The following is a 16,206-nucleotide window of genomic DNA, read 5'->3' as shown; positions in this document are numbered from 1 at the left end:
GAAAAAGGAGACCAACATGCGAATACTACTTTGTGTTATTACATTACTTTTCCCAACTTTGCAAAAACCAGTTACAAATGGGGTGAACGAACTGGATTATCGTTTTTATGTCATTCCGACTGCGGGATCAGAAAGGGTAGATTTCGAAATAGTCGTAGAAAACACTGGGGAGATACCGCTTCACTTTGAATTTCCAACTTCTCAATTGGTTGAAATAACGATTACGGACCAATCAGGTAAGGAGGTTTATGTCTATTCAAAAGGGCGGTATTTTTTGCAGGCATTTCAGACGGTTAGTATAGAACCGCATCAATCCTTTAGACGAGTAGAAAAATGGAATTATCAATTTAAGGGGAGCAGGGTTCCGCCTAGTGAGTATACGGTTCATACCACATTCCGTCCTATTAAGTTAAATGACCAACCTATCACAAATCGAACCAAGCTAACCAATAGTCAAAAATTCTATGTTCCAGAAGAAAATAATGTGTTCCGAGAGGTAAAGGTGTCAGGCACCAAAGGGAATTATGTTGTCACTGGTGAGGCAAATGTAAGTAACCGTGAATTATATTATTCAGTTGAAGATGGCCATTCGGAATTTATCCCTGAAACAAAGCTTTTAGTTTCTTCTGATAAGGGGGAGTGGCGACCATTTAAGCTAAAGGTCCATCTTCCGAATGAAAGGCTTCCTGCCAATGGTTCCTTGATGTTAAACCTTTATGAAAAGAGCCGGGACGGAAAAACGAATCATTCCTATCCTGCAATACTTGAACAATTTAATCATGAAAAAAGCAGAGGCACCGAATAAAGGTGCTTCTGCTTTTTGTGCAGCTATCTGATCTGTTCAAGCTCTTGTTGCATTTGTTGGAGCTGTGCCTGCTCTGCTACAGTCGAGTTTGCATAAGCAGAACTTAGAGCATTCTTTGCTTTTGCTACAGCAGAATCATACTCAGCTGGGTTGGCAGACTTCGCCATTTCAACAAATCTCCGTGCTTCCTGGAACAATTGGTTTCCCATGTTATATTCCTCCAAGCGAGGATTCATGCACATTGGCCATTTTCTGAGCTTCTGCTTCAGCGTAGGTCATGTGATAAGGGATACGTTCATCATGCTTGCTGACAGTATCCACTCCTTGCTGGACAAAGCGTTTTGATTTGTTACGTTTACCCATTCGAATCCCTCCAATATGCTCAAGCTTTGATTGAAACAGCACCGCTGCCTCAAAAATAGTATGCTCCAATTGGAGGTTGTTCATTTAGGAAAACAATGGCGATAAAAGTTATAATTTTAAATTTAACAAATCTGCCAAATATTGTCCGACTCCATCTTCTTCGTTGCTTAGGGTGACATCATTGGCAATGTTTTTTACTTGGTCAATGGCATTACCCATAGCAATACCACGACCAGCATATTCAAGCATTTCAAGATCGTTATCCTCGTCCCCAAAAGCAATGATTCTTTCTGCAGGAATGCTAAAGTACTCTGAAGCCTTCTTCAGTCCAACTGCCTTATTTAATCCGATTTTTATGATTTCGATAACATGCCATGGCGCAGCCCAACTGCGGTGATCAATCACTTCTGCATGAACATTGGATAAGTGCTTTCTAATCGTCTTTAATTGATCTTCTTCGGTATGGATTAACATACTGGTTGGGGAATCTTGTAAGTATTCAGCAAGGTCACCAGTAGTTATCTTTGGATTACCGAAGCTAAAAATGTCTAAAAGCTTTTCATCATGATAGTGAAAATAAACGTCATCGATTACTTCTGCAATGATGTTATGGAAATGAAAGCTTCTGCAAGCTTCAACAATATCTTTTGCTACCTTAACATCAAGTGGTTCATGATAAAATCCCCAATTAGGATTCCGAGGATGATGCATAAACGCTCCGTTAAAATTAACAATGGGCGTGTCCAAATTTAACTCACGATAATACATTTCACTTGAACGAAAAGGGCGGCCAGTTGCAATCATAACGACATGACCTTCATCCCTTGCTTTATTCAGAATTTCCTTCGTTTTTAAAGAGATGGTTTTATCATCTTTTAGTAATGTTCCATCTAAATCTAATGCGATTAAATGTCTCTCTGCCATATGGACTCCTTTATACTATGAATTCTCAAATAAATGCATTCTTTTAGTAAAAAAATGAACTGCATGATACACTACATTTAATGAGTTCAAAAACAATGGACTAATTATTTCTATATTTACTATGTTAACAATTATATATCCAAACTGTAAAAAATTTCACACCAAGATTGGATAAAAACCGATATACTTTTTATCGATAAGTAAATACTGTTATAAATCGTACCATTTAAAGGAGCGGAAGAAAATGAATGAGGATTTAAGAGAGAATATTATGGGTGCATTGGAGTTAGTCATTGACCCAGAACTAGGTGTAGACATTGTTAATTTAGGATTAGTATATAAAACAGAAATGGATGATGAAGGAAAGGTCACTATTGATATGACATTAACTTCAATGGGCTGCCCTTTGGCTGGAACAATCGTTGATCAAGTAAAAAGAGCTCTTGCGGATATTCCTGAAGTCAAGGATGTAGAAGTAAATATTGTTTGGAATCCGCCTTGGAATAAAGAAATGATGTCACGCTATGCGAAAATTGCTTTAGGCATCCGTTAAGTATAAGTAGAAATTTTAAATAATATAACCTTTAAAAGCAGTGGAGTTCCATCCACTGTTTTTTCTTTTCGACGGATTCACAAAACGTCCATATATATCTTTAAGTCTGTGAGATAGTTCACTTTTTTCGACTATAAACACCTTTATAATACAGAGTATTAAGGCTGTTTGAGTTGAAATAGCCGTTTTAGGGGGCGTTTCATATGGCTTTTAGCCGAGATTTTAATAAAGATCCATTTATCGTTATTTGGGAACTTACACGTGCGTGTCAGTTAAAGTGTTTGCACTGTCGAGCCGAAGCACAATATAGAAGAGATCCTCGTGAGCTTTCCTTTGAGGAAGGTAAACAGTTAATTGATCAAATATATGAAATGAATAATCCAATGCTTGTCTTTACGGGTGGGGACCCCTTAATGAGGGAAGACGTTTTTGACATTGCTAAATATGCAGTAGAAAAAGGCGTACGTGTCTCAATGACGCCTAGTGCCACTCCTAACGTGACGAAAGAAGCCATTGAAAAAGCAAAAGATGTCGGGCTGTCTCGCTGGGCATTTAGTATTGATGGGCCAACAGCAGAGGTACATGATCATTTCCGTGGAACGGCTGGATCCTTCGATCTTACAATGGAAAGAATTAAATATCTTCATGAGTTGGAGATCCCTATCCAAATCAATACCGTAATATCTCGCTATAATATAAATTATCTTGATGAAATGGCAAAAATGGTTGAAGAGCTCAACTGTGTATTATGGAGTGTCTTTTTCCTTGTACCAACAGGAAGAGGCCAAGAATCCGATATGATCTCTCCAGTTGAACATGAAAGAGTGTTCAGATGGCTTTATGATTTAAGTAAACGCGTTTCTTTTGATATAAAAACAACAGCAGCACAGCATTATCGTCGTGTGGTTATTCAGCAAAAGATGCGTGAGGCTAAGGAACAAACAGCAGAGATAGATTATCTAAGTGCATTAACAGAACAGGGATTAACAGGCTCAATCGATGGTTTAGGTCGAGCACCAAAAGGCGTAAATGATGGAAATGGCTTTGTCTTCATATCGCATATTGGGGATGTTTACCCGAGTGGACTTTTACCAGTTAAGGCAGGGAATGTAAGGGAGCAGCCATTAGCAGAAATTTATCGTGAATCACCCATTTTCAAATCACTACGGAATCCTGATCTTTATAAAGGAAAATGTGGGGTCTGTGAATTCCGTCATGTATGTGGCGGTTCAAGGTCAAGAGCTTATGCTATGACGGGTGATTATCTTGAAAGCGAACCGTTCTGTGTTTATATTCCAAAAGCACTACGTGAAAAACAGGTTCAAAAATAATAAAGGTAAAAAAGAAGAGGCTGACCTTAAAAAGTCAGCCTCTTCAATCAATAACAGCTATTCAATATTGCAATATACGGCAGAACAATTTTCGCAACCGATCTCGTCTTTTAAATATTGAAGATCTAAAATAGATATTTTACCTCGTTTTATAGAAATAATTTTATCTTTCTTTAAGTCACTGAGGATTCGATTGGTACTTTCTCGAGAAGTTCCACAGAAATTGGCGAGCTCTTGATTAGTTAGAGGCAGGTCAATTAAAATTTCATTATCTTTTTGAATACCGTAGCTATTAGTCATTCGAATTAAAGTAGAAAAAAGCGCGCCACGTTTTCCATTTAACACAAGGTCACGAAATTTTGTTTGTGTTTTTCGGAAATGATCGCTCATCCATTTCATGAATTCAAAAGCAAGCTTACTATTTTGAAAAATTTCACTTTCAATCACATCTTTTTTTATGGCTACAATTTCTCCTTCTTCGAGTACCTTTGCACTTAATAAGTACCTAGGATTATCTGTAAAGAGTGTCAATTCACCACAAATGTCATTTGCACCGCAAATTCTTAAAGATAGTTCACGCCCATCTGATGTTATTTTGCTGATTTGAACTTTTCCGGAAATGATAATGTAAAGTTCCTCTGCTTTCATCCCTTCCTGAAATAAGTAGCTTCCTCTTTCACTTCTAAATTTCCGGTCAGCAAATCGAAGTAATTCTTTTATCTCTATGGAATGAGTGGGTTTCATTGTCGTTGTCATCCGTTTCACCTCAAGTAACATTTTTTTAAACTGTCAATTTTTATTAAGGATTCATTAGTATCATTCTATCCCATGATTGATCAATAAATTGGGGTAAACAATGACAATATAGTGAAAACTCACGTAGTTTTTTTTAAAAACTAAGAAAGGCTTATAGATTACCAAAAACAATCATTTCTTCATCAACAAACATCTGTTAAGATAAGAATTATATTAAAAGTATATTTATAGTGAATAAAGTAACAGCTTTCAAACCAAAAGACTGCTACACTTATAAGTAAATTGCTTCCTTAAATGGAGTTGATATTGAATGGAAAAAACCATTATAAAAGATAAATTTAACAGGCCATTACGTGATTTAAGAATATCAGTCATTGACCGTTGTAATTTTCGCTGCCAATACTGTATGCCAGCAGATCAATTTGGGCCAGATTTTGAATTTCTTCCGAAGACCGCGTTGTTAACCTACGAGGAAATTGAACGTCTTGCAAAGATTTTTGTTAGCTTAGGTGTAGAAAAAATTCGTTTAACAGGCGGAGAACCACTATTACGAAGAGATATGCCAATACTTGTTGAAAAGTTATCAGCCATTGAAGGCTTAAGTGACATCGGGTTAACGACAAACGGTGTCCTGCTTCCAAAATTAGCAATGGACTTAAAAAAAGCAGGTCTTAAAAGGGTCAATGTTAGTCTTGATACCTTGGATGATGAGTTGTTCGGCCAAATAAATGGACGAGGTGTTGGGACAGGACCTGTTTTAGAAGGTATTGAAGCAGCTAAACAAGCAGGGCTAGGTGTCAAAATCAACATGGTAGTAAAAAAAGGTTTAAATGATTCAGAGATCATACCAATGGCAGAATACTGCAAAAACAATGGATTGGAATTACGTTATATTGAGTTTATGGATGTTGGCTCTACCAATGGGTGGAAAATGGACGATGTTGTTACCAAGAAGGAAATGTACTATTTACTAAAAGAGCATTTTGAGCTAGAGCCAATTGACCCCGCATATTTTGGGGAAGTAGCCAAGCTTTATCGTTATAAGGATACGAACGTTAACGTAGGATTCATTACATCTGTTTCTGAATCGTTTTGTTCCAGCTGTACACGTTCACGACTTTCAGCAAATGGACAAATTTTTACATGTCTATTCAATGGGAATGGCCATGATATCCGTAATTTCATGCGTAATGGCGCTAGTGATGAAGAAATCCGTAATAGAGTAACCGCCATTTGGAATGGGCGGGAAGATCGATATTCGGATGAAAGAACGGCGGAGACAACGAAAAACCGCAAAAAAATTGAGATGTCTTACATTGGAGGATAATCTCCCAACTATATTAAAGAATGAAAAACTCTCTTAGCAAAAATAAGAGAGTTTTTCATTTCACAAAAGAGGCTGTCTCAACAGGATTATGAGACAGCCTTTTTTTATTATGATAGGTATCGTGGGAATAAGATATTATTTTCTAAGTGTACATGCATGAAGGTTAGTCCTTCTAATGCTTCCAAACGAGCATAGACTAAGCGGTACGTACCACAAGCATCTAATGGAAGGGTATAATCAGATGTCACTGCCCGGATTTCTCTCAAAATTTCACCTGCATGATCGTGTTCTTTTTCAAGCTCAACAATCATATTAATGGCTTCTTCACGGTTTTCCACTGTGCCATCAGCCAGTTGCTTGATTAATGGGAAGACTACAGCCTCTTCCTTTGCCATATGCTCCATCAATTCTTTTTTAAATTCATAAAAAAGCTCATATACCTTTAATAGCTCTGGGTGATTATCACCATGTACGCGAGATACCTTTGTTACATAAGGGCTAAGCATGGTTAATTCTTCTTCAGACACACGGTGATAATTAGTGATTACGTGGTCAATAATCGTATTAGAATCAGAATCAGTCCATACCTCTATATTTTTCTCTTCGTTTTCATATTTCTTGAATACTTCTTTTAATTCTGTAAGTAAATGATCGGTATTGAGTCCGTTTTGGGCTGCTGCTTCAGCCAATGGAATATTTCCACCACAGCAGAAATCAATACGGTTTTTCTTAAACACGTCACTTGTTTTTGGCAATTCGTTTACAATATCTTTAACTAATGAGTTAGATGTAAATGGGAAAGTCATAATGATATCCTCCTTAAAATTTGAAGCTGTATGTTTTCTTGATATAAGCATACTGGAATTAGAGTGGAAACTAGGTGACCTAAATCACACATTAAATATGATTTTTTGTTTTTTTAGGTAAGATTTGTCCGATTTGTGATATTTGATATATTAGCAAGGTTTCTATAGGCTTATAATGTAATGTATAGTAGTTCATATATTGTACATAAAGTTAAACTACCCGTTTTAGGCAGGAGTGAGCAGGATGTTAGAAAGAAGAAACCCCATCCCAATAGGAGAAGCGGTTAAAAAGATCATGGAATTCCAATTACGTGGTGCGACCGAATACATATCCATAAATGATAGCTATGGCCGTTTTTTATCGGAGGATTTAATTGCAACCAGTGATGTGCCCCATTTTGATAGGGCGCCATATGATGGTTTTGCGGTTAGGTCTATTGATACGAGTCAAGCCTCTCAATACAATCCTCTAGAATTCGAAGTAGTCGATCATATTGGAGCCGGGATGGTTTCAACCAAAGTTGTTGGTCAAAATCAAGCTGTTAGAATTATGACCGGTGCTATGATGCCTGAGGGAACCGATGCAGTGGTTATGTTTGAGTTGGCAAAGGATTATGAAAAGAATGGAATTCCATACATGTCTATTAAGCGTCCATTTAAGAAGGGGGATAATGTTTCCTTCATAGGGGAAGATGCGAAACAAGGAGAAGTTCTTGTGAAAAAAGGGACACTCATCAACCCAGGTATCCAAGCCATGCTTGCGACTTTCGGTTATCATAATGTTCCAGTAGCTAAAAAGCCACTTGTGGGTCTATTTGCGACCGGTACAGAGCTATTAGAGGTGTATGAAGATTTAGTTCCAGGAAAAATACGTAATAGTAATTCACATATGATTTGTGCGCAGATTGAAAGAGCTGGTGGAATTGTCCATTATTTTGGAAAATTACCTGATGAATTTGATACCTGCTTTGATGCAGTGAAGGATGCATTAAATAAAGTGGACGTTCTGGTAACAACTGGAGGGGTATCTGTAGGAGATTTTGATTACCTTCCAGCTATTTATGAAAAACTAGGCGCAGAAGTGTTGTTTAATAAAGTAGCAATGCGGCCTGGTAGTGTAACAACGGTTGCCCGATATAAAGAAAAGATTTTATTTGGGCTTTCTGGTAATCCTTCAGCCTGTTATGTCGGATTTGAACTGTTTGCCCGCCCAATCCTTCGGAGAATGTTATTTTCGGAAAAACCGCATTTGCGTAAAGAACTGGCTGTACTTGAAGTAGACTTTCCAAAAGCCAATCCATTTACAAGGTTTGTTCGAAGTTCAACGTTTATAGAAGCAGGCAGACTTAAATCTACACCGAGCGGTCTAGACAAATCAAACATTATTATGAGCTTAGCTGGCGCCAATTCGTTAATGATTCTGCCAGGTGGAACAAGAGGTTTTACAGCAGGCTGTGAAGTAGAAGTTCTTTTATTGGAGGACCAATCAGGCAGTGAGTGGCCTTGGTAAATCCTGTTGTTTTTCAAATTGTAGGGTTTCAAAATAGCGGCAAAACTACTTTTACATTAAAGTTAATCGAACGATTAAAAAACGACCAGTTACAGACAGTAACCATTAAGCATCATGGGCATGGCGGTAAGCCTGATGTATCGATGTCAAAGGATACAGGCAAACATCTAACCTCGGGTGCACTTGCATCCATTGTTGAGGGAGGCGGAAGAATTCTTCTTCAAGCAGAGGAGATTGTTTGCAATCTTGATGATCAGGTAGAGCTAATGAAATTCTTTAAGCCTGATGTCATAATAGTCGAAGGTCATAAGCAAGAGCATTATCCCAAGCTTGTATTAATTAAAGAGACCTCTGACATACGATTACTCGAAAAAGTGAACAATGTATTAGCGGTGATTTCCTGGAGTGAGGAAGTAAAGGAACAGGTGAAAGAAAAGTGGGCTGGTCCATCCTTTTTAATCAGTGATGAAAGAGCCCTTAAGTGGACTATTCAATATGTTCAGGAACGGATACAAAAAAAATCGGTCTGAATGGACCGATTTTTTTATTGTGCAATATAGTCTTGCTTAATCCACTTTACATATTTCAACAGGACAATCCTCACAGTCGATTTCCCTTTTTAAGTAATCTAAATCATGAATCGTAATTGTTCCTTTATCAATAGAAATAATATTTGTTTTTCTTAAATCACTTAGAAGCCGATTTACTACTTCACGAGAGGTCCCACAGAAATTAGCTAATTCTTGATTCGTTAAAGGAAGTTCCACTAGGATTCCTTTAGTTGTTTTTATTCCATAGCTATTACTTATTCGAATTAATGTGGAATACAATGCGCCTTTTTTTCCATGAAGGACTAAATCTCGAAATTTAGTTTGGGTTTTCCGATATTGTTGACTCATCCATTGGATGAACTCAAAGGAAAGTGGAAGATCTTGTGAGAGCTTTTCCTCAAGTGTTTCTTTCTTAATAACAGCTACTTCTCCACTTTCAACTACACGTGCACTTAATAAAAATTTTGAAGTTGGAGAGAATAAATTTAATTCCCCAACCAGTTCGCCTTTTGAGCACATTCGAAGAGTTAATTCTCTACCATCAGGAATAATTTTGCTAATTTGCAGGATTCCACTTTGAATAATATATAATTCATCTGCGTTTGATCCTTCTTGAAAAAGAAAAGTCCCTTTTTCGATCTTTCTATTATGGTGAACCGTATCAAAGAGATGGGAAAGTGTTACGGGCATTTCTTTTACTGACTGCATACAAATAACCACCTTTAAAGGTTCAAATAAACCGCTTAATAATAAAAACACAGTCAAATTTTACAAGGATATTATTACTATAATTATATTGTTAACAAAGAATATTTAGCAATAAATGTACAATAAGTTCATACAATCTTCATATTTTAAAAAGCATTCATAATATTTCTTAGGAAATATTGTCGAACTTTGTGAAAACTTGCAGTAAATTCCTTTAATGACCTCTACCGAAAAGGAAATAATAAAAATGTAGACGACAAGGAGGGAAGAAAATGGGACAAAACCACCAGTTTAAATCAGGTAAAAAGGCACCGAATAATGGAATATACATTGAGGTTGGCGACACAGGAAGCACTGTTAACAACCCAAAAAAAATAAAGCTTAAAGCGGGAGATCCTTTTCCAGAAACGTCCAATGATGAACGTGTATGGACCTATCAAAGAAAACCTTAATGTATCAAGAGAAGTCATCCATACGGGTGGCTTTTCTATTGTGAAAAATTTTACTTCTTTTAGAGAAATGTTTTATAATTAAGTTAAGGTCAAAAATGGTCAAATAAGGAGTGAGATGTATGGACTTAAACCGAATGACAGAACGTTTACAACAAGGATTAATGGATGCCCAATCTTTAGCTGTTAAAAATAATCATCAAGAGGTGGATGAACCCCATTTATTTTTGGCGTTAATGGATCAGGAGGATAGTCTCATTGTATCTATCCTTGAAAGGACCGGTTTGTCTGTTGAGAAAGTTCAAAGAAAATGGATGGAGTCTATTTCTAAAAAACCTCAGGTCACTGGAAGTGGCGTGGAACAAGGGAAATTATATATAACCACAAAGCTGCAAAAGTTGATCGTTAGCGCTGAAGAATTTGCAGCTAAGTTTGGTGATGAGTATATATCGGTTGAACACATAGTGTTAGCAGCATGCTATGCAAATGATTCTGAAATGAAAAAGATTCTGCTATCATTTGGTAAATCACCAGAAAATGTATTAAAGGCGATTAAAGAGATAAGGGGGAACCAGAGAGTGACTTCGCAAAACCCGGAAGCAGGATATGATGCTCTAAAGAAATATGGAAGAGACCTGGTTGCTGAGGTCAGAGCAGGGAAGCTAGATCCAGTAATCGGAAGGGACACAGAGATTCGTAATGTTATCAGGATATTATCGAGGAAAACAAAAAATAATCCTGTTTTAATTGGCGAACCAGGGGTTGGTAAAACAGCTATTGTAGAAGGACTGGCCCAGCGGATTGTCAGAAAGGATGTACCGGAAGGTCTAAAGGACAAAACAATCTTTTCTTTAGATATGAGTGCGCTAATTGCCGGTGCCAAATTTAGGGGTGAATTTGAAGAAAGGTTAAAAGCTGTGTTAAATGAAATCAAAAAAAGCGAAGGGCGAATCCTGCTTTTTATTGATGAAATCCATACTATTGTTGGGGCAGGCAAGACCGAAGGCGCAATGGATGCAGGAAATATGTTAAAACCAATGCTTGCTCGAGGAGAACTTCACTGTATTGGTGCTACTACACTTGATGAACACCGGAAATATATTGAAAAAGATCCTGCACTTGAACGGAGATTCCAGCAGGTTCTTGTGCAAGAACCAAATGTAGAAGATACAATTTCCATTTTAAGAGGTTTAAAAGAAAGGTTCGAAGTTCACCATGGAGTGAAAATCCATGATCATGCACTTGTAGCTGCTGCGACGTTGTCGGATCGGTATATCACAGATCGTTTTTTACCAGATAAGGCTATTGACCTTGTAGACGAAGCCTGTGCCCTGATTCGGACGGAAATTGATTCAATGCCTACCGAACTTGATGAAGTCACACGAAGAGTCATGCAATTAGAAATCGAGGAAGCGGCATTAAGAAAAGAAAGTGATGAAGGCAGTAAAGTCAGATTGGAAACACTTCAAAAGGAATTGGCGGATTTAAAAGAGCAAGCGAATATGAAGAAAGCGAAGTGGCTTCAAGAAAAGCAAGGAATTCAGAAATTACAGGAGAAAAGGGAACAACTTGAAAAATTTAGGAGAGAGCTTCAACAGGCAGAGGATCAATATGATTTAAACCATGCAGCCGAGCTTCGCCATGGACAAATTCCCTTAGCAGAAAAAGAACTGAAAGAGTTAGAGCTGGCCATAGTAAGAGATGACCGCTTACTGCGTGAAGAGGTGACGGGGGAAGAAATTTCAAATATTGTTTCCAGATGGACAGGGATTCCACTCTCTAAACTGGTTGAAGGTGAAAGAGAAAAGCTGTTAAAATTGGAGTCGATTTTACACGAAAGAGTCATTGGACAAGAGGAAGCAGTCAACTTAGTGGCTGATGCTGTACTCCGAGCAAGGGCAGGAATTAAAGACCCTAATCGACCAATTGGATCGTTCTTATTTTTGGGTCCTACAGGTGTAGGGAAAACAGAACTTGCAAAGGCATTGGCAGAATCGCTATTTGACAGCGAGGAACAGATTATCCGTATTGATATGTCGGAATATATGGAGAAACATGCAGTTTCACGTTTAATCGGTGCACCTCCTGGCTATATAGGGTATGAAGAAGGCGGACAATTGACAGAAGCTGTGAGAAGGCGACCTTATTCCGTGATCTTGATGGACGAAATTGAAAAGGCTCATCCAGAAGTTTTCAATATTCTCTTGCAGGCACTAGATGATGGGCGAATTACTGATTCACAAGGTCGGGTAGTGGACTTTAAGAATACAGTGATTATCATGACCTCCAATATTGGATCACACTTTTTACTGGATCGAAGAGATAATGAAATGGGCATTTCGGAGGATACTAGAGACAACGTAATGAACCAACTAAGAGCGCATTTTCGTCCAGAATTTTTAAATAGAATTGATGAAACCATTCTTTTTAAACCTCTGTCATTGGGAGAAATAAAAAATATTGTGGTTAAAATGATGAAGGAACTACAAATGAGATTAAGGCAGCAGCAAATTGATATTTCAATTCGAGATGATGCAAAGAAATTTATTGCTGAGAATGGTTTTGATCCTATATATGGTGCAAGACCATTAAAACGGTATATACAAAGGAATATTGAAACGAAACTCGCCCGTGAAATCATAGCTGGGCGTGTACATGAACATTCATCAGTGGAAATTGTCATTGAAAATGGAGAAGTAAGTTTAAGGGTTCATGAGCTTAATGGCTAAGAAGTAAAAAGAGACTGACTCTAAAGCTTAAGGAGTCAGCCTCTTTTTTTACATTCCCAAACGGACGGTTTGCTTATTAGTGTTTTTCAACTGGTTCATTTGGAATAACTGCAGAAACAACGAAAACCAAAATTGTCACTACAACTGCTGCAATAGAACCGGAGACAAAGTCAAAACTTACTCCTGACATAGAGCTAATAACATATGTAAGCATTTGTACTAAAAGAAATGACCAGAAAAATGTCCAAAAGTATTGCACAATTATTCACCTCATACTTATTTTACATCATCATTAATCTTACCATACCAATTCAAAAAAATATAGAAAAATCAGCTTTTTGTTTTAAATGAAATTGGGCAAACTCCCTTTCATCTTTTGTGAAGTGGCATACAATACTTTGAGGAAATATGTAAAAGGAGATTTATCAATGGAAAATCGAAATTTTCTAATGGATACCCAATGGAATATCATTCATTACCCTGAAAAGCCTACAGGATTCGGTATCTTAATCATTGGAGATGAAAGGCATTTTGTGGATGAAAATAAATGCTTTTGGACACAAAATGAAGGAAAGCTAGCAATGATCAATGAGCTAAAAGAAAAAGGGTACACCATTTTTTCCTCAAATCTTTATGGACGAAACTGGGGGAGCGAAAGTGCTGTCGAGCTTGCTCAAAGGTTATATCACCATGTCATTCGTAACGAGATTATTAACAATAAAATTCATATCTTGGCAGAAGGAATGGGCGCACTTGTGGCTCTTCGATTAATGGAAAAAATGAAGGAAAGTATTCGATCAATTATCCTGCTTAATCCAATCCTGTCCTTAAAACATCATCTTGAACTTGAAAAAGAGCATAAGTTCTTTTATAAAAAATTGATGAGAGAATTAGCTGCTGCCTATCATGTGGATCAAAAAGAAGTGGAAAGTAAGATTAACAATCTGGAAGGTCCTATTCATCTTGAAGCGAACTGTCCAATAAAAATCATTCAAGTCCTATCAGGTGGGAAATCCTATTCCCAGTCAAAATTGTATCAGCAGATAATCAGCACTTCTGAAATTAACCCTACTTTTATTCTTCCTGAAAAAAAACCGCAGCTAGGAAAAATAGTCATCAAGTTTTTTAACAGTCATGAAAATGTACTTTAACGCTCGCTTCTCCCCAAAAGAAATATTTCCTTATTAATTGGCATAGGATTCAATAAGGATAATTGGGGAGGAAGCGTTCATGGACAAGGCTATTATATTTGGTATATATGATTTTGTAAGCTTTCATGCAAGCCAGACTCTTTTAAATCAAGGGATAGAAGTTGTGGGTATTTCTTTTGAGGATAAAGACAAAATTCCATTCTATGAGGAGAAAAGACTTGAGGTAGGACGAAATGCTAATTTTACTGAACAATCATTCTCTAAGTGGGAAAAGGTGAGAGAACTGGAAAAGTCAAAAACAGTACTTGTCTTTTCAATCTATGACCAATACATGCTGAAAAAAGAATCCCACTTCCTAAAGAAGAGAGTTATGAAACCGATAGCGGATTATATCGAGAAAAATAATAAAAATCTAGAGATAGTTTGTTTGCTTCCGATTCAAGAGCTTGGGTCTAATAATGAAAGACAATTAGAGGGCTTTTTAGAACAGGTAAGTTGTATAGCAGAGAGCATGCATGTTTTTTATCTGCCAGCTATCTATGGCCCCTGGCAGCCAGAGACGTTCCTTTTTCAACAATCCATACTTTCAAAAATACAAAAAGTAGAAATACAAAAAGGTGACAGAGAATGGACAGAGGATACTCTCTTTGTATGTGATGCAGTGGAATCTATTTTTGATATGGTAGAATCAGAGAGGCCAGGTAAATATGTGTTACAAAGTGGTAAAAAAGATTATTGGTCTGAGTGCGCGGCGTACCTTCAGATTGATGAAAACCTTTCTATAAAGAACGTATCGGAGCCTGTGAAATTTGAAAAACAAATAGTAAAAGTACCTGTTCGACACATCACTCCAATCGCTGACTCTCTAACCCAGCAAGTAGAGCATGTACGTCGTTTATTTCAGGGGAATTTATAAAAAGGAAAAATGTGTCTTTTCATTTTATAATTCAAAGAGTAGAATTAAGGGAAAAACGGTCCTTTCGCATAGCTTAATATTCACAATATGAAAATGATAAAAGAAATCGTTGGAGATATGGCCGATGTTTTAAGGAGTTGCATGGAATGCTAAAGCGTTTCGGAGTCATTCTTTTATGTCTTCTTTTACTTGGAGCTTGTGGGGAAACAAAGTCTACAGGGAAATTGCAAAAGGTAGGCTTGCTTGTTCCTGAGACGGTAAATGATCAAGTATGGGGAACAAAAGGATTTAAAGGAATGTTAAAAATACAATCAAAATTTAATGTTGATGTATTTTATAAAGAAGGAATGAATTCGGAGGCCGTGGTTAAACGTGCGGTTGAAGAATTTGACCAAAAAGGTGTTAACCTGATCTTTGGTCATGGAGCAGAATATGCCGAGTACTTTAATAAAATCTCTAAAGACTATCCGAAAATTCACTTTGTCAGCTTTAATGGAGATGCAAAAAATTCAAATACAACGAGTCTTAACTTTAAAGCGCATGCAATGGGCTTTTTTGGAGGGATGGTTGCTGCTCATATGTCAAAACAACATAAAGTGGGAGTGTTGGCTGCTTATGAGTGGCAACCAGAAATTGAAGGGTTTTACCAAGGAGCTCTAGCTGAAAATAATCAAACCCATGTGAGCATAGAATATGTCGGAAATTGGGATGATGAAACTAAGGCACTCCAATTAGTTGATCGTATGTTAGAAAATGGTGTTGATGTGGTGTATCCTGCAGGGGATGGTTATAACGTTCCGGTAATTGAACGAGTGAAGGAACAAGGCCTTTTTGTTATCGGCTACGTTTCAGACCAGTCTGATTTAGGAGAATCTACCGTTTTAACAAGTACGATTCAACAGGTTGATAAATTATATGAAAAAGTGGCAGATCAATACAATAAAGGCGAACTAAAATCAGGTAATCTTTCCTTTGACTTTCAAGATAACGTCATCTCACTTGGAAAGTACAGCCCTTTAGTTAAGAAAGAGTTCATTCAGAAAATGAACAAGCATATAGAGGATTACAAGGAAACAGGCAAATTGCCTAAATAATATTATTAAAGGAGTACATAATGAACAATCAAGATCACACATTACAATTTATGCAAATCGCGATGAAGTATTTACCAGAGGCAAAGGAACAATTGGATCAGGCTGGGGTAGAATTATCTATGGAATTAATCCAACCATTTATGAACCTATTTACTAAAGTAATGGAAGAGGCATATGAATTAGGAAGAGAAAGTGCCCTAAGTGAATTGAAGCAATCTTAATGATGAAAAGGC

At 37.2% G+C, this 16,206-nt stretch carries 19 protein-coding genes; 12 read left to right on the top strand and 7 right to left on the bottom strand.

The features are described 5' to 3' along the window. The first annotated feature begins 16 nt into the window (after positions 1-16). Positions 17-805 carry a BsuPI-related putative proteinase inhibitor gene (locus QFZ87_RS21080; RefSeq protein WP_309865882.1) on the top strand — a complete coding sequence of 263 codons (789 nt, stop codon included), beginning with the start codon at positions 17-19 and terminating at the stop codon, positions 803-805. Between the two features lie 23 nt (positions 806-828). Here the strand turns inward: QFZ87_RS21080 and QFZ87_RS21075 are convergent, their stop codons facing one another. The 3 genes from QFZ87_RS21075 to QFZ87_RS21065 are packed head-to-tail and all read right to left on the bottom strand — an operon-like array spanning position 829 to position 2,092. Further along, on the bottom strand, positions 829-1,014 hold the full coding sequence (locus QFZ87_RS21075) for a DUF3813 domain-containing protein (protein WP_309865881.1): 186 nt from the start codon (positions 1,012-1,014) through the stop codon (positions 829-831). Position 1,015: 1 nt separating this feature from the next. Then, positions 1,016-1,252 carry a hypothetical protein gene (locus QFZ87_RS21070; RefSeq protein WP_309868125.1) on the bottom strand — a complete coding sequence of 79 codons (237 nt, stop codon included), beginning with the start codon at positions 1,250-1,252 and terminating at the stop codon, positions 1,016-1,018. Between the two features lie 24 nt (positions 1,253-1,276). Next, a complete protein-coding gene (locus QFZ87_RS21065) occupies positions 1,277-2,092 on the bottom strand; it encodes a Cof-type HAD-IIB family hydrolase (RefSeq protein WP_309865879.1) in 816 nt (271 codons plus the stop codon). 244 nt (positions 2,093-2,336) lie between these two features. On the opposite strand from QFZ87_RS21065, the gene QFZ87_RS21060 reads away from it, so the two are divergent. Further along, positions 2,337-2,645 (top strand): metal-sulfur cluster assembly factor, encoded by a 309-nt coding sequence (locus QFZ87_RS21060; protein WP_308080561.1) that lies wholly within the window; start codon positions 2,337-2,339, stop codon positions 2,643-2,645. Positions 2,646-2,848: 203 nt separating this feature from the next. Continuing rightward, entirely contained in the window at positions 2,849-3,976 is a 1,128-nt protein-coding gene (locus QFZ87_RS21055) for a TIGR04053 family radical SAM/SPASM domain-containing protein (RefSeq protein ID WP_308080560.1), read from the top strand. Positions 3,977-4,033: 57 nt separating this feature from the next. Here the strand turns inward: QFZ87_RS21055 and QFZ87_RS21050 are convergent, their stop codons facing one another. Next, entirely contained in the window at positions 4,034-4,732 is a 699-nt protein-coding gene (locus QFZ87_RS21050) for a Crp/Fnr family transcriptional regulator (RefSeq protein WP_309865877.1), read from the bottom strand. Positions 4,733-5,042: 310 nt separating this feature from the next. On the opposite strand from QFZ87_RS21050, the gene moaA reads away from it, so the two are divergent. Beyond that, positions 5,043-6,059, top strand: a complete 1,017-nt coding sequence (moaA, locus tag QFZ87_RS21045) for a GTP 3',8-cyclase MoaA (protein ID WP_309865875.1) — start codon at positions 5,043-5,045, stop codon at positions 6,057-6,059. Positions 6,060-6,166: 107 nt separating this feature from the next. Here moaA and ric read toward each other — a convergent pair whose 3' ends face one another. After that, positions 6,167-6,865 carry an iron-sulfur cluster repair di-iron protein gene (ric, locus tag QFZ87_RS21040; protein WP_309865873.1) on the bottom strand — a complete coding sequence of 233 codons (699 nt, stop codon included), beginning with the start codon at positions 6,863-6,865 and terminating at the stop codon, positions 6,167-6,169. Positions 6,866-7,109: 244 nt separating this feature from the next. On the opposite strand from ric, the gene QFZ87_RS21035 reads away from it, so the two are divergent. After that, positions 7,110-8,375 carry a molybdopterin molybdotransferase MoeA gene (locus tag QFZ87_RS21035; RefSeq protein WP_309865871.1) on the top strand — a complete coding sequence of 422 codons (1,266 nt, stop codon included), beginning with the start codon at positions 7,110-7,112 and terminating at the stop codon, positions 8,373-8,375. Further along, the gene (mobB, locus tag QFZ87_RS21030; RefSeq protein ID WP_309865868.1) at positions 8,363-8,905 is read left to right on the top strand and encodes a molybdopterin-guanine dinucleotide biosynthesis protein B; all 543 of its coding nucleotides are present in this window, start codon (positions 8,363-8,365) and stop codon (positions 8,903-8,905) included. The genes QFZ87_RS21035 and mobB overlap by 13 nt, the downstream gene beginning before the upstream one ends. Positions 8,906-8,941: 36 nt before the next feature. Here mobB and QFZ87_RS21025 read toward each other — a convergent pair whose 3' ends face one another. Further along, positions 8,942-9,634, bottom strand: coding sequence for a Crp/Fnr family transcriptional regulator (locus QFZ87_RS21025; protein ID WP_309865866.1), 693 nt, complete (start codon positions 9,632-9,634; stop codon positions 8,942-8,944). A 272-nt stretch (positions 9,635-9,906) separates the two neighbouring features. Here QFZ87_RS21025 and QFZ87_RS21020 point away from each other — a divergent pair, with 272 nt between their 5' ends. Beyond that, positions 9,907-10,086, top strand: a complete 180-nt coding sequence (locus QFZ87_RS21020) for a YjzC family protein (protein ID WP_309865864.1) — start codon at positions 9,907-9,909, stop codon at positions 10,084-10,086. Between the two features lie 119 nt (positions 10,087-10,205). Further along, positions 10,206-12,812 (top strand): ATP-dependent chaperone ClpB, encoded by a 2,607-nt coding sequence (gene clpB, locus QFZ87_RS21015; protein ID WP_309865862.1) that lies wholly within the window; start codon positions 10,206-10,208, stop codon positions 12,810-12,812. 76 nt (positions 12,813-12,888) lie between these two features. Here clpB and QFZ87_RS21010 read toward each other — a convergent pair whose 3' ends face one another. After that, positions 12,889-13,071, bottom strand: a complete 183-nt coding sequence (locus tag QFZ87_RS21010) for a YjzD family protein (protein WP_308080552.1) — start codon at positions 13,069-13,071, stop codon at positions 12,889-12,891. Positions 13,072-13,240: 169 nt separating this feature from the next. Between QFZ87_RS21010 and QFZ87_RS21005 the strand changes: the two genes are divergently transcribed. The 4 genes from QFZ87_RS21005 to QFZ87_RS20990 all read left to right on the top strand — a co-directional run bounded on the left by QFZ87_RS21005 (position 13,241) and on the right by QFZ87_RS20990 (position 16,194). Next, positions 13,241-13,963, top strand: a complete 723-nt coding sequence (locus QFZ87_RS21005; protein WP_309865859.1) for an alpha/beta fold hydrolase — start codon at positions 13,241-13,243, stop codon at positions 13,961-13,963. Between the two features lie 79 nt (positions 13,964-14,042). After that, positions 14,043-14,879, top strand: a complete 837-nt coding sequence (locus QFZ87_RS21000) for a hypothetical protein (RefSeq protein WP_309865857.1) — start codon at positions 14,043-14,045, stop codon at positions 14,877-14,879. A 146-nt stretch (positions 14,880-15,025) separates the two neighbouring features. Next, complete coding sequence (locus QFZ87_RS20995) at positions 15,026-15,973, top strand: BMP family ABC transporter substrate-binding protein (RefSeq protein ID WP_309865855.1); 948 nt, start codon at positions 15,026-15,028, stop codon at positions 15,971-15,973. Positions 15,974-15,993: 20 nt separating this feature from the next. Further along, a complete protein-coding gene (locus QFZ87_RS20990) occupies positions 15,994-16,194 on the top strand; it encodes a ComZ family protein (RefSeq protein WP_308080548.1) in 201 nt (66 codons plus the stop codon). The last annotated feature ends 12 nt before the right edge of the window (positions 16,195-16,206 follow it).

The sequence above is a fragment of the Bacillus sp. SLBN-46 genome (assembly GCF_031453555.1).
Lineage (GTDB): Bacteria > Bacillota > Bacilli > Bacillales > Cytobacillaceae > Neobacillus.
This window is presented reverse-complemented; position numbering and strand designations above follow the sequence as displayed.